The 13,683-nt window shown below is 67.0% G+C and carries 11 protein-coding genes; 8 read left to right on the top strand and 3 right to left on the bottom strand.

All coding sequences use genetic code 11. The features are described from left to right. Positions 1-144: 144 nt before the first annotated feature. The 5 genes from NL241_RS29000 to NL241_RS29020 all read left to right on the top strand — a co-directional run bounded on the left by NL241_RS29000 (position 145) and on the right by NL241_RS29020 (position 5,077). On the top strand, positions 145-1,647 hold the full coding sequence (locus NL241_RS29000) for a sodium:solute symporter family transporter (protein ID WP_494395749.1): 1,503 nt from the start codon (positions 145-147) through the stop codon (positions 1,645-1,647). Beyond that, a complete protein-coding gene (locus tag NL241_RS29005; RefSeq protein WP_494395750.1) occupies positions 1,644-1,973 on the top strand; it encodes a hypothetical protein in 330 nt (109 codons plus the stop codon). The genes NL241_RS29000 and NL241_RS29005 overlap by 4 nt, the downstream gene beginning before the upstream one ends. Then, a complete protein-coding gene (locus NL241_RS29010) occupies positions 1,970-3,289 on the top strand; it encodes an LLM class flavin-dependent oxidoreductase (RefSeq protein WP_494395751.1) in 1,320 nt (439 codons plus the stop codon). The genes NL241_RS29005 and NL241_RS29010 overlap by 4 nt, the downstream gene beginning before the upstream one ends. A 31-nt stretch (positions 3,290-3,320) precedes the next feature. Continuing rightward, positions 3,321-4,604, top strand: coding sequence for an LLM class flavin-dependent oxidoreductase (locus tag NL241_RS29015; protein ID WP_494395752.1), 1,284 nt, complete (start codon positions 3,321-3,323; stop codon positions 4,602-4,604). Between the two features lie 149 nt (positions 4,605-4,753). Next, positions 4,754-5,077: a hypothetical protein gene (locus NL241_RS29020; protein ID WP_487694125.1), complete on the top strand. Its 324-nt coding sequence runs from the start codon at positions 4,754-4,756 to the stop codon at positions 5,075-5,077. A gap of 12 nt (positions 5,078-5,089) precedes the next feature. Here the strand turns inward: NL241_RS29020 and NL241_RS29025 are convergent, their stop codons facing one another. Together NL241_RS29025 and NL241_RS29030 are read right to left on the bottom strand one after the other, a co-directional pair. Beyond that, positions 5,090-6,247 carry an MFS transporter gene (locus tag NL241_RS29025; protein ID WP_494398411.1) on the bottom strand — a complete coding sequence of 386 codons (1,158 nt, stop codon included), beginning with the start codon at positions 6,245-6,247 and terminating at the stop codon, positions 5,090-5,092. 83 nt (positions 6,248-6,330) lie between these two features. Continuing rightward, positions 6,331-9,177, bottom strand: a complete 2,847-nt coding sequence (locus NL241_RS29030) for an FAD-binding and (Fe-S)-binding domain-containing protein (RefSeq protein ID WP_494395753.1) — start codon at positions 9,175-9,177, stop codon at positions 6,331-6,333. A gap of 53 nt (positions 9,178-9,230) precedes the next feature. Here NL241_RS29030 and NL241_RS29035 point away from each other — a divergent pair, with 53 nt between their 5' ends. Further along, the gene (locus NL241_RS29035; protein ID WP_494395754.1) at positions 9,231-9,968 is read left to right on the top strand and encodes a GntR family transcriptional regulator; all 738 of its coding nucleotides are present in this window, start codon (positions 9,231-9,233) and stop codon (positions 9,966-9,968) included. Between the two features lie 3 nt (positions 9,969-9,971). On the opposite strand, the gene NL241_RS29040 is transcribed toward NL241_RS29035, so the two are convergent. Next, complete coding sequence (locus tag NL241_RS29040) at positions 9,972-11,276, bottom strand: oxidoreductase (protein WP_494395755.1); 1,305 nt, start codon at positions 11,274-11,276, stop codon at positions 9,972-9,974. Between the two features lie 299 nt (positions 11,277-11,575). Here NL241_RS29040 and NL241_RS29045 point away from each other — a divergent pair, with 299 nt between their 5' ends. Then, the gene (locus tag NL241_RS29045; RefSeq protein ID WP_487694121.1) at positions 11,576-12,973 is read left to right on the top strand and encodes a uracil-xanthine permease family protein; all 1,398 of its coding nucleotides are present in this window, start codon (positions 11,576-11,578) and stop codon (positions 12,971-12,973) included. Continuing rightward, the gene (locus NL241_RS29050) at positions 12,970-13,677 is read left to right on the top strand and encodes a cysteine hydrolase family protein (RefSeq protein WP_494395756.1); all 708 of its coding nucleotides are present in this window, start codon (positions 12,970-12,972) and stop codon (positions 13,675-13,677) included. The genes NL241_RS29045 and NL241_RS29050 overlap by 4 nt, the downstream gene beginning before the upstream one ends. Positions 13,678-13,683: the final 6 nt, after the last annotated feature.

Raw genomic sequence — 13,683 nt, forward strand, 5'->3', positions numbered from 1 at the left:
ACCCCCTTGCGTCCGCGAGGCTGACCCGGCCTCAACGTTGCGGCCGAATCCGTTGCCGCATGCCTCCATGACCATCACCACCTGACCGGCAGGCTGATCACCGCCGGTGACGTCGCGATGCCATCACCTCGCCTAGGAGTCTTCGTGTTCCACCCGTCCAACCTGTCGCCCGGCATCGGCATCGCGCTGATGCTGGGCCTGGGCGCGTTCATGTTCGTCGTCGCCTTCACGGTCCGCTCGATGGTGAAGAACACCCACGACTTCGTCATCGCCGACCGCCGCATCGGCTTCGGGTTCGGCGTCGGCTCCGTCATCGCGGTCTGGACCTGGTCGATGGCCGTGATGATGTCGTCCGCGCAGGCCTACACCTTCGGCATCTCCGGCCTGATCTGGTTTGTCGTCCCCAACGGCCTGGCCGTCATGGTGATGGTGCCCTTCGCCCTGAAGCTGCGCCGGCAGATGCCGGCCGGCTACACCATCGTCGAGTTCATCCGCGAGCGTTTCCAGAACAAGCCCGCCACCACGGTGATGCTCGTCGCGATGCTGCTGGGCCTGCTGGCCGAGATCTTCATCAACCTGTTCGGCGTCGTGCTGGTCACCGGCGTGGTGTTCGGACTCAATCCGACCGTGGTGCTGATCGTCACGCTGGCCACCGTCACCGTCTACTCCTACTTCGGCGGGCTGTGGACCTCGGCGATCACCGCGACGTTCAACACCCTGCTGATCACCGTGCCCGCCGCCGTCGTGGTGCTGTACGTGCTGGCCAAGGTCGGCGGCCCGGACGTGATCTTCCAGAAGGTCGACGAAGCAGGGCCCAACACCCTCAACGCTTTTGACGGCCAGGCCGCCGCCGCGTTCGGCATCTCGCTGGCGCTGGGCCTGCTGGCCTCGACGATGGCCGACCAGACGTTCTGGCAGAAGGCGTGGGCGCTCAAACCGGCCACCATGGGCCGCACCTTCGTCTGGGCCGGACTGTGGTTCTACCCGATTCCGATCGCCATGGGTCTGCTCGGTCTGGTCGCCCTGGCGTTCAACCTCAACGTCGAAGACCTCGGCAGCGCCGGCCCCGGCGGTGTCGGCCCGTATGTGGTGAGTAACCTCGGCCTGCCGATCATCCTGGTGGCGCTGTACGTGTTGATCATCCTCAACGCGTGCTATTCCACGATCGACGGCGCGTTCTCGGCGCTGTCCTCGGTGGTGGCGGTCGACATCCTCAAGCGCGCCAAGCCCGACATCGCACCGAAGTCGTTGTTCCGCTGGACAAAAGCCTCGATCATCATCGCCGGAGTCCTGGGCGGCATCGTGGTCAGCTCCGGTATCGATTACGTCGAACTGGTCAACACCGTGTACTTCATCAAGGCCGCCTTGATCATTCCGCTGGGACTGGCGATCTTCTGGCGGCGCATGACCTCGACGGCGTTCGTGACCAGCCTGCTGCTGGCCATCGCCGTCGGCTACCCCGTCCGCGAATTCGTGGGCGAACTCCCCGGAATCATCACATTGGAGGCGATCTCACTCGTGGCTGCCGTCGGTATCAGCCTGTTGTCCAAGCAGTCGTTCGATTACGACTCGTTGAAGTCGCGTGGCGGCGCCCTGTCCGACGACAAACGCCGCGCGGCCTCCGGCGATCTGGACCCGGTCGCATGATCGCGTTCTGGATCGCCGTCATCGTCGGCCTGGTGGTCGGAGTCGTCTACATCGCGCTGGGAGTCCAGGCGTTCTTCCGGGTCCGCAAGGACGTGCTGGCCCTGGCGGCCTCCGGCGAGACCGCCGATCTGGACACCGATGCCCTGGAGGCCAACGACGCCGGCTCTTTCAGCTGGAAAGCGCTTGGCGCCGTGGTCATCTCGACCTCGGTGATCGCCTTGCTGGGCGTCAGTCCGGTGTTCTGGTATGTCCCCGCGATCCTGGCCATCGGCTCCGCCGTGGCCGTCATCGTGGCATTCCTCATCGACGCTAGGAGCGACGCATGACCAAGAAGAAGGCCCACCTGCTGGGGTTCGTCCAGCACGGTGTGATGAACCACGCCTCGACCATGTGGGCGCACCCGCGCGACAAGGTCGGCTACCACTGGTCCCGTCCCGAGTATTGGCGAGATCTGGGCCGCACCATGGAACGCGGGCTGTTCGACGCGATGTTCATCGCCGACGAGTTGGCGCCGTACACGACGTACAAGGGCAACTCCGATCCGGTGGTGAAGTTCGCGGGCCAGTGCCCGGTGCACGAACCGGCCAGTGTGGTGCCCATCGTGGGCGCGTTCACCAAGAACCTCGGTATCGGCATCACGTTGTCGACATCCTTTGTGCCGCCGTACATGATGGCGCGCCAGCTGTCGACGCTGGATCACCTCACCGGGGGCCGCGTCGGCTGGAACATCGTCACCTCGTACTCCAAGAGCGAGTTCCAGGCGATGGGCAAGGAGAACCTCACCCCGCGGGACAAGCGTTACGAGGTGGTCGAGGAGTACATGCAGCTGCTGTATCAACTCTGGGATTCCTGGGACGACGACGCCATCGTCTACGACCGGGAGAACGGTGTGTTCGCCGATCCGTCGAAGGTACGTGAGGTCGACTTCCAGGGTGAATTCTTCCGTTCCAAGGGCAGGCATTTCGTGGCCCCGTCGCCGCAGAAGCGGCCGGTGCTGTGGCAGGCCGGATCCTCGGATCAGGGTCGCGAATTCGCGGCCAAGCACGCGGAATCGGTCTTCGGCATCTTCCCCACCCCGAAGAGCATGCGGGCCTACGCCGACGACATCCGCACCCGCGCCGACAACGCCGGCCGCGACCCCGAATCGGTGAAATTGATCTACGGCCTGCAGACCATCATCGACCGGGACAAGTCCCGCGCCAACGACCGCTACGCCGAGTTCGTCGAGAACGTCCAGATCGAGAGTGCACTCGGAATCCTGTCCGGCCACACCGGTTTCGACTTCTCCACCCTCGGCCTCGACGACAACGTGGTCGACGCCGACGTACAGGGCATCCGCGGTCTGTTCGACGCGATCCTGGAGGCCAAGGACGGTGCCCCGGTGACGGTGCGCGAAGCCGCCCAGATCTACGGCGTGTCGATGGGTGCGCCCGTGGCGGTCGGCACACCGGCCGATGTGGCCGACCAGATGGAGTCCTACCTCGACGACGGCGGCTGCAACGGGTTCATGATGCTGGCCACCGACACCCCGGGTTGCTTCAACGACATGACCGAACTCCTGGTGCCGGAGTTGCAGCGGCGCGGCCGGTTCCGCACGCGGTACCCCGGAACCACCCTGCGCGAGAGCCTGCAGGAGTACTGAGCTGACTCGCAAAGCGCACTTTCTGGCCTTCATGCAGCACGGGGTGAGCAGTCACTCCGTGGGCATGTGGCGACACCCGCTGGACAAGGTCGGCTGGGATTACGCGTCGCCGCCGTACTGGCAGCACCTGGCGCGGACGTTGGAGCGGGGCCTGTTCGACGCGGTCTTCCTGGCCGACGAACTGGCCCCGTACAACTCGTTCGAGAACAGCTCGGATGCCACGGTGCGGTACGCGGTGCAGGCGCCGACGCACGAACCCGCGGCCCTGACCCCCATCCTGACCGGGGCCACCGAGCACTTGGGCGTCGGCATCACCTTGTCGACCGCCTTCGAGCACCCCTACTCGATGGCGCGGCGGCTCTCGACGTTCGATCACCTCTCCGGTGGCCGGATCGCTTGGAACATCGTCGGGTCGTACTCCCCCTCGGAGTTCGCCGCCTACGGCCAGGACATGCCGGACCGTTCCATCCGCTACGAGCGGATCGCCGAGTATGTCGACCTGTGCTGCCGGCTGTGGGATTCGTGGCAGCCGGACGCGGTGGTGGCCGACCGTGCCACCGGCATCTATGCACACCCGGACAAGATCACCGAAGTGGTGTTCGAGGGCAAGCACTTCCGGTGCCGGGCAAGGCATTTCGTGGCCCCTTCACCCCAGGGCCGCCCGGTGTTGTGGCAGGCGGGCGCCAGTGAACAGGGCCGGCAGTTCGCCGCCGGTACCGCTGAGGCCATCTTCGCGATCCAGCCGACCGTGTCTTCCATGCGTGCCTACTCCGACGACATGCGCCGACGGGTTGCAGCTGCCGGGCGTGATCCGGAGTTGGTGAAGCTCTATTACGGTGCGCAGGTCATCATCGGCGCAACCGAACGTGAAGCACACGAGAAAGCCGACTACCTGCGCTCGCTGCTGCGCCCGGAAGCGTCGCTGGCCATGCTGTCGGGGCAGCTGGGCGTGGATTTCTCCACCTTCGATCCGGCCGCACCACTGGACGACATCCCGGTTCCGGGCATCCAGGGTGTGAAGGACGCTCTGGTGGCCACCGGTGCCGGCGAGGCGGTGACGGTGGCCGAGGCGGCCGACATCTACGCCTTCCGCTTCTCCATGCCGCAGGTGATCGGCACGCCGGAGTCCGTGGCAGATCAACTCGAGGTGTTCATGGATGACGGCGGCGCCGACGGGTTCATGCTGCTGGCCACCTACACCCCGGGATGCTTCGAGGAGTTCGTCGACCTGGTGGTGCCCGAGCTGCAGCGCCGCGGCCGGTACCGCAGCCGTTACCCCGGGCGAACGCTGCGCGAGAACATCCGCGCTGACTGACCAGACTGACCGGATTGACCAGGAACCACCACCACCCCCACCCACCCGTGAGCGAGCGTGTCTGTACGGAACACGCCGGCCTCAGACGTACAAATGCGCGCGCTCGGCGTCCACTGGTTGCCACCATCGTTCGAACGTATGATCGAACAGTGGGAAAGCTGCCGTCGATCGGTTACAACGGTCAGCCGCTACGGGAGCCGTTTCGACGGGTGCAGCCGCCGATCACGGTGCTCGTGGACCTGACGGTGCTGTTCCCGCGCCAGCCTCACCGTGACGGCCGCTATCACCCGCACGGTCTGCAGATGCACAAGGTCGTCGAGGGCCAGCTGAGCTGCTGGGGGCTGTGCGAACAGGGCGACTGGTGGGGCCTGGTGACCTACGAGGTGGTCTACGGCTCGCGCCGCAAGCCCGTGACGCACTGGGTTCCGGCGTGGACGCTCAAGCCCCGCGGCAACGGCACGAGTCCCCGCTGAGGCGCGGCCTCCTCATCCGGAAGTCCGGGACGACCTGGAGGCCGGCACCGCGACGGCCACCTGCAGCGCGGCGGCGACGACGAGCAGGACCAACGCGGGTGTCCAGGATGACGTCCACTCGTGCAGCAGGCCCGCCGTGAAGGGTCCGGTGGCCGCCAGCAGATAACCGCCGGCGTTGGCCATCGCGGACAGGCCGGCGGCTTCCCTGGCGTCGGCGGCGTGGTAGGCCATGAGCAGAAACGCCACCGACAAGGCGCCCGCGCTGCCTGGCGCGGCGATGATCAGCCACGGCAGGGCGCTGCCGTCGGTGACCAGCAGGCCCACCGCGCCGATCAGCATCGGCAGGCTCGTCACCACGGTCACCAGGACGTAGCGGCCCGTCCGGTGCAGCCACCAGCTGACCACCAATCCGAACGGCGCGCCCAGCAATTGGTACACCAGCAGGTGCAGTGCGGCGCCCTCGACACCCACCCCGCGGGTGAGTTCGATGCTCGGCATCCAGTTGATGATCAGATAGAAGGTCAGCGACTGCAGGCCCATGAACCCGGTCACCGCCCACGCCACCGGTCGCTTGAGCTGACTGGCCCGCTCGGGTCGCGGCCCCAGGAACTCCTCGGGCCGTTCATCACGGCGCAGGAACCACACCACCGCCAGCGCGGCCGGCGGGACGGCCCACAACAGCAGCGTGCGCCGCCAGTCCCCGGTCCAGTCGGTGAAGACGATCGCCAGCCCCGACCCCAGCGCCGCGAACCCGCTCATCACCAGCGCGTTGGCGCCGGAGGCGATGGCGGCGCTGCTCGCGTAGTCGCGGCGCACCAGCACGGGAACCAGCACGTTGCCGATCGCGACGGCGCCGGCCAGGATCACCGTGCCCAGCCACAGCCCGGGAACGCCCGCGGTGGAGCGCACGACGATGCCGAGCACCAGGATCAGCGCCACCCAGCGCGCCACGACCGCGGGGCTGCCGTACCGCAGCGCCAGCGCCCCGAACGGTGCGACACCCGCGAACAGCAGCAGCGGCAACGAGCCCAGCATGCCGAGGCTGGCGTAGCTCAGACCGGTGGTGGCGTTGATGTCGGGCAGCAGCGGCCCCACCGCGGTGAGCGCCGGCCGCAGACAGGAGGCGAGCCCGAAGACCGATACCGCGACGAGCACTCGCCCGCCGAGCATTCCCCGCACTGTGCCTCCTCATACCGCGGTGCGACGAAGACCCGCAGTACGCGACGCCAACTACTTCAATGGTCCTGAAAACGTTAGCAGTGAGGTGAATTCGCCCGGGCAGGCAGCCGTGCGGCGAGCAGCTGCGCCAGGTGTGTACCGCTGCGGTCGGTGAGGTCGTCGAGTTGTGTGCGGCAGGAGAAGCCGTCGGCCAGCACCACCGCGTCGGGGGCGGCGGACCGCACCGCGGGCAACAGTTGCTGTTCGGCGACCGCCACCGACACCTCGTAGTGGCCTTTTTCCACCCCGAAATTGCCGGCCAGGCCGCAGCAACCGCCGAGCCGCGTCACCTCCGCACCCGCGGCCCCCAGCAGCCGCGCGTCCGGGCTCCAGCTCATGACCGAGTGGTGGTGGCAATGGGGCTGGGCGATCACCCTGGTGCCCTCCAGAGAGGGAGGCTCCCACCCGCGGGCGGTCAGCAATTCCGCCAGCGTCCGGGTGGCCGCGCTCACCGATTCGGCGCGCGCACCACCGATCAGTTCCACCGCTTCCGAACGCAGCACAGCGGTGCAGGACGGTTCGATCCCCACCACCGGCACACCACGGTCGACGCTGGGAGCCAGCGCCTGCAGCGTGCGGTCCAGTTTGCGTCGGGCGGTGTCGAGCTGACCCGTGGAGATCCAGGTCAGACCGCAGCACTGCTGCCGGTCGGTCAGTCGGGGCGTGTATCCGGCGTCCTGCAGGACCCGAACGGTGGCGATACCGGTGTCCGGCGAGAAGTAGTTGGTGAAGGTGTCGACGAACAGCAGCACCTCATCCCCCGTGTGCCTGAATTGCTGTCGCCGGAACCACGACCGGAAGCTCTGCGGCGCGAAGGCGGGGATGGTTCGACGGTGATCGACACCGGCCACCGCGAGCGCGGCCTGCCCCACACCGGGAATGCGCACACCGGCATTCGCCAGCCGCGGCGCGACGCTCGCCAGTTTCGCCCACCTGGGTAGCCAGCCCAGTGAGTAGTGCGAGGCCGGCCTGATGCGGCGCCGGTAACTCTGATGGAGCACCTCGGCCTTGTAGGCCGCCATGTCCACGCCCGTCGGGCAGTCCGACGCGCACCCCTTGCAGGACAGGCAAAGGTCAAGGGCCTCATGCACTTCCGGCGACCGCCAGCCACCGCGCACCTCGGTCCCGTTGATCATCTCCTGCAGGACGCGGGATCTGCCGCGGGTGGAGTCCTTCTCTTCACGGGTGGCCTGGTACGACGGGCACATCACCTCACCGATGCCGGTGTTGTCGGCCCGGCACTTCCCCACCCCGGTGCAGCGGTGCACCGCCTGGGTGAAGTCTCCGCCGTCGTGCCGGTAGGCCAGCGCGAGGTCGCGGCGCAGTACCGGTGCGGCGGGGATGCGCAGATCGGCATCCAGCGGCACCGGGTCCACCACGACGCCCGGGTTCAGCAGGTTGTCGGGATCGAAGGCGTGTTTGACGGCGGCCAGCAGCGCCAGCGCGTCGGGTGAATACATCAGCGGCAACAGCTCGCCGCGGGCCCGGCCGTCGCCGTGTTCCCCTGACAAGGATCCGCCGTAACCGGCCACCAACTCTGCCGCGGCAAACATGAAGTCCCGGAACACCTTCGACCCGCCGGGGCGGTCCAACGGCAGGTCGATCCGGACATGCATGCAGCCCTCACCGAAGTGGCCGTAGGGCATGCCGGTGACACCGAATTCGGCCATCAAGGCATCGAAGTCGCGCAGATAGTCTCCGAGACGGGCCGGGGGAACCGCAGCGTCCTCCCAGCCTGCGTGGGCGGGGCGACCCCGCGGGCTGCGCGCCGCCAGACCGGCGCCGTCGGTGCGGATACGCCACAGCGTCGCCGCCCGCGCCTGATCCTCGACCACCAGCGCATCGATGGCTCCACAGGTTCTTCCGGCCTCTTCGGCACGGAGCCGGGCCTCCTCGGCGGTGTCGCCGACGACTTCGACGAACACCCATGCCCCGCCGGCAGGCAGGGGCGGCACCGCGCCCTGCCCCTTGCGTTCGCGGACCACGTCGACGATGCGGGAGTCGATGCCTTCGCAGGCGGTCGGCCGGTGTACCAGAATGGCCGGCGTGGCATCCCCGGCCGCCGCGATGTCGGGGTAGCCGAGCACCACCAGCATGCGGTGTGGGGGTTCGCGAACCAGGTCCACCGTCGCCTCGGTGCACACCGCCAGCGTGCCCTCACTGCCCACCAACAGCCTGGTTACGTCAAATCCGTTCTCCGGCAACAGGTGTTCCAGGGAGTAACCCGATACCTGTCGGCCGAACGTGCCGAATTCCGTGCGGATCGTGGCGAGCCCGGAGCGTGTCACCGCCGACAACGCATCCAGGATGGGCGACGTGGGCTGAACCGCCCCGCGCGACGTCAACCGCAGGTCGTCGCCGTTCGCGGTGAGAATCCGCATCGCCGAGACGTTGTCCGAGGTGCGGCCGTAGCCCAAAGCTCTTGATCCGCAGGCGTTGTTGCCGATCATGCCGCCGATGGTGCAACGCGACAACGAGGACGGGTCCGGCCCGAACCGCAGTCCGAAGGGGGCGGCGGCCTTCTGCAATGTCGCTTGCACCAATCCGGGTTGGACGACGGCGGTGCGCGTTTCGGGATCGATGGACAGCACCTGGTTCATATATCGGCTGAAGTCGAGGACGACGCCGGCGCCGACGGCGTTGCCTGCGATCGATGTCCCCCCGCCACGGGCGGTGACGGGGACGCTCTCCCGACGGCAGACGTCGAGGACCGCCGCGACCTCGTCATGGCCGGCCGGGAACACCACCGCCGTCGGGGTGACCCGGTACAGCGACGCGTCCGACGTGTAGGCCGCCCTGCTGGTGCCGTCCACCCGTACGTCAGCGATACCGGCAGCGCGCAGGGCCTCACCCAGGGCTTCTGGCTTGATCATTCCTAGCATGCTACGACACTTGTAGCATGCTAGGCGCCGCGGCACCTTGCTACAGTGCGGAAATGGCCGAGGCCGAGCTCCAACTGTCACCCCTTCCCCAAGCGCAGGGCCGGCGTGCCGAGCAGGTGATGGAAGCGGTGCGGGCAGCGCTGGATGCCGGGGTGATGCGACCCGGCGTCAAGTACTCGGTGTACCAACTCGCCGACGCCCTCGGGGTATCCCGCACGCCGGTCCGCGACGCCCTGTTGCGCCTGGAAGAAGTGGGGTTGATTCGCTTCGAGGCCCGTCAAGGCTTCCGCATCCTGCTGCCCGATCCGCGGGAGATCGCCGATATCTTCGCCATCCGGTTGGCGCTGGAACTCCCCGCAGTCCACCGCGCCGCCACGGTGTGCGACACCGCCCTGGCGGCGCGTCTGCAGTACCGCATGGAGGTGCTCCACGGCGCCGCGGCCGCCGGCGACGAACGCACCTTCACCCGCCATGACCAGTTACTGCACGACCACATCATGGAAGCGGCCGGCAACACCCGCGCCCGGACGATTGTCAGGTCGCTGCGCGAGTCGACCCGACTGTTGGGCGCCACCACGGATCGGGCGCGCACGCTGTTCGACATCGACGCCGAACACCGGCCGATCATCGATGCCATCGTGGCGAATCAACCAGAGGTGGCCACCGAGGCCATGCGCACACACCTGACCTCCACCGGCCGCATCCTGGTTCCGCAGGCCATCCGGGACCAGGATTCGCACCTCGACGGCGAGGCGCTGTGGGCGCAGGCCGTCAACCGGCACGGCGACTGAACATCAGCGTCCGGTCGACTCACCCTTGCCCGCGGCCGACGGTTTGCGTCCGGACCCCTTGCCCTTGAACCCACCGGAGAACCGATACCGGGCGTGCTCCCACAGGTTGGACCGCGGAGTGCGCCAGCATTTCAACGCGTGATGCTCGTCGTGCATCAGACAGATGTTGCAGGACACGCACGCGGCACCGAGCTGGCCTCCGTCGGACAGCCGGCTGGCCAGGTCGGGTTCGCGAATGAAGGGCCGGGCCATCGACACGAAATCCGCCCGCCCCGAGGCGATCACGTCATCGATCATCGCCGCCGTGCGCATCCCTCCGACCAGGATGATGTTGGTGTCGACACCTTTGCGGACCGCATCGGCAAAGGGCAGAAAGTAGCCCTCGGGTTCTGCTGATCGGTGCAGGCGGTGAAAAAGCAGATCCTGCAACGCCCTTCGCCGGGTGACGGCGATGTAACCGCGGATGGACGCCGACACATAGTCACTCATCAAGTTCGACGACACCTCCACACCGTCGAGGCCTGCCGCGACGAAGCTCGCGACACCGGGGACCGAGTCGCGGATCTCCAGACCGCCCCGCTGGTCGACGAGATCGGCGAGCCCGACTTTCATCGTGAAACCTCGATCCGCGGGGATCTGCGCGCGCATCGCGCGGATGATCTCCAACGGAAATCGGTCGCGGCGCAGCTGATCACCGCCCCAGTCATCTTCTCGGCGGTTGGTCAGCGGCGAGCGGAACTGGCTGATGAGGTAGCCGTTGGCGCCGTGCAGGTGCACACCGTCGAAACCGGCCTCCATTGCCCGGCGGGCGGCGCTCGCGAAAGCGGTTATGGCTTCTTGTATCTCGTCTTCGGTCGCCGCCCGGACCGGGCGGCCGGTCATCACGTTGTCCACGCGCGACGGCGCCAGCGGCTCGGTCTCGAACATCATGGACTGGCTTCCGGCGTGTGCGATCTGAGCGAAGATGCGACCGCCGCGCCGGTGCACGGTGTCGGTGACCCGCCGGAAATCCGGGATCGCATCGTCGGAGTCGAGCCCGGCCTGTAGTGCGCCGTACCGGCCGCGGACGTGACTGAAGATGTGACCGGTGAAGGCCAGCCCCACCCCGCCCGCAGCCAGCGCTTCGTGCAATCCGACGTAATCGCTGCCGATACGCCCGGCGGCGTCGGCCATGGATTCGCCGGTTCCGGCCCGGATCAAGCGGTTACGCATGTCGATGGGCCCCAGGAAGGCGGGCCGGAATGCCGATCCTGCGGCGCGGGGGCGCGACTCGCACGGTCCACGCGACAGCTCTTCGGGTTGCCCCATCACGGTCTCCGTTCGACGAGGGCACGGCACCGCTCCAGGCAGTGATGCGTGAGCACGCGGCTATTCAACAGCATTAAAACACGAGATAGTGCAGTTCGCATATGAATCGGTCGCCGGGCCTGCGGTGATTGCTGCGCGCGCGACGGCGGAATCCGCAGATCGTCGCCGTTGTTGGGCGTGATCAGCATAAACCCGGCGGCGGCCACCCACGCCGCAAGACCGGCCGGGCATCACGGTCCCCGTGAACTGTTCACAAACCAAGTCTTGACGTAGCTCAACAACGCAGTAATCATTTTTGTATGGCTGAAATCACTTCGGACGAGCGGCCGGTACTCGACGTCGGCATCCAGGATCGTGTCCCGCTTCCGAAGATGGGGCTCTTCGGTCTCCAGCACCTGCTGGCACTGACCGGAATCTGGATCTTCCCGGTGCTTCTCGGCTCGGCGCTGGAACTGAGTTCTCTCGACGTCAGCCACATCGTGCAGGCCTGTTTCCTGCTCACCGGCATCGTCACCATCCTGCAATCCAGCCGGATAGTTCGCCTGCCCATCGTGCAGGGGCCCACCGCGGCCTTCTTCGCCGCACTGCTGGTGTCCGGCGCCACCTATGGCCTGGGCACGGCCTTCGGTTCGATGCTGGTGGCCGGTGTCATCTTCATGCTTCTCACCATTCCGGTCGGTCGTCTCGGGTTGTTCGGCCACATAAGGAAATTCGCGGCCGACCCCATTGTCTTCGGGACGTTGTTCATCATCATCGGTGCTCAGCTGGCGAGCATCGGCCTGCCGGGCTGGTTCGGGGTCCAGGGCACCTCCGGTTACGGCTGGGCGAGTTTCTGGGTCGGCGCTGTGGTGGTGCTGGTGATCCTGGCGTGCATGGTGTTCGGCGGCAACACCCTGTTCAAGCGCGGCGCCATCGTGTGGGGCATCATCGCCGGCTCGGTGCTGGCACTGGCGACGGGCCTGTGGTCGCCGCCGGACCTCAGCCAGGCCGCGATCGTCGGAGTGCCGTCGCTGTTCCCGTTCGGGTTCGGCGTCGCGTGGCCGGTGGTCGTCCTGATGCTCCTGGCGTTCCTGCAGGCCGGCGCGGAAGCGATGGGTATGTACACGCTGGTCGCGGGTTGGGGTGGTGAGAAGCTGAGCCTCAACCGCATCAATCGCGGCCTGTTCACCGAGTTCCTCGGCACCTCGATCGGGTCGATGTTCGGCGGTATCGGCACCACTTCGTATCCGGAAAACGTTGGCATCATTCGCGTCACGCGCATCGGCAGCCGGTTCGTCACCATGGCGGCCGGTGTCTTCGCCCTGGCGCTGGCCTTCCTGCCGCAGCTCAGCCTCTTCATCGCCGGGCTGTCCGGTGCGGTCCTGTCCGCCGCCAGCACGGTGCTGTTCGGCATCATCGCCTTCAGCGGTGTCCAGATGCTGCGGAAGGTGGACTGGGATGACCTGAACATCACCGTGGCGGCCACCTCCTTCATCATCGCCCTCGGCGGTCAGTGGATCCCCGAGGACATCGTGGCGTCGATGTCACCGGCGGTGCAGAGTGTGCTCACCACACCGATGATGCTCGGCATCCTGATGCTCATCGGCCTCAACATCATCGTGAACTTCGGTATCCGCCCGTTTCTGGAACGGCGACGGGAAGCGACTCCGGAGCCGGCGGTGCACCTGTTCGATGCCAAAGGAGAGGACCAGAGGTGACGACGCACCATCACTACGTCAACGGCGAGCGCCGCGATCTCGATGCCCGAGGTGTGTTCGCGGAGTATCTGGACCCGGCCCATACCGCCGTCATCTCCATCGACATGCATGCCGGTCATCTCTCCGAGCGCGAGGACTGCCCGTGCCCAGCGCCGCGGGGCCGGGAGATCATCAAAGGTATCAACGCATTCCACGCCGACGCCCGCGCGCTCGGGATACCGGTCATCCACGTGCGGTCGGAACTGCGTCCGTCCGGGCGAGATGATGTCCTGGGGTCCAGTTCCAGTGCCTGGCGGCTCACCTTCCCTCAGTTCGCCGGCCCCATCCCCGGCGCGGACCAGCATGCCCTGGCCGGTTCGCAGTGGACGGAGTTCGTCACCGAGGTACTGCCGGGTGACGAGATCGTGACCGGGAAGAAGCGCCTCTCGGCGTTCTATCCGACCGATCTCGATTTCCTGTTGCGGCAGATGGGGATCCGGGCGGTGGTCATCAACGGCATCATGGCCGACTGCTGTGTCCTCAACAGTGCCTTCGAGGCGTCGAACATCGGCTACCGGGTGGTGATTCCTGCCGACCTGGTGCGGGGCACCAACGAATCTCTCGAGCAGGCCGCCACGGCGATGATGTCATTGCATTTCGGGCTGGTCACCGACGCCGACGTGATCACCTCGGCCTGGGCGGGAGCTCTGCACCCCACCGCCTGACCGCAG

The organism is Mycolicibacterium sp. SMGY-1XX (genome assembly GCF_059132455.1).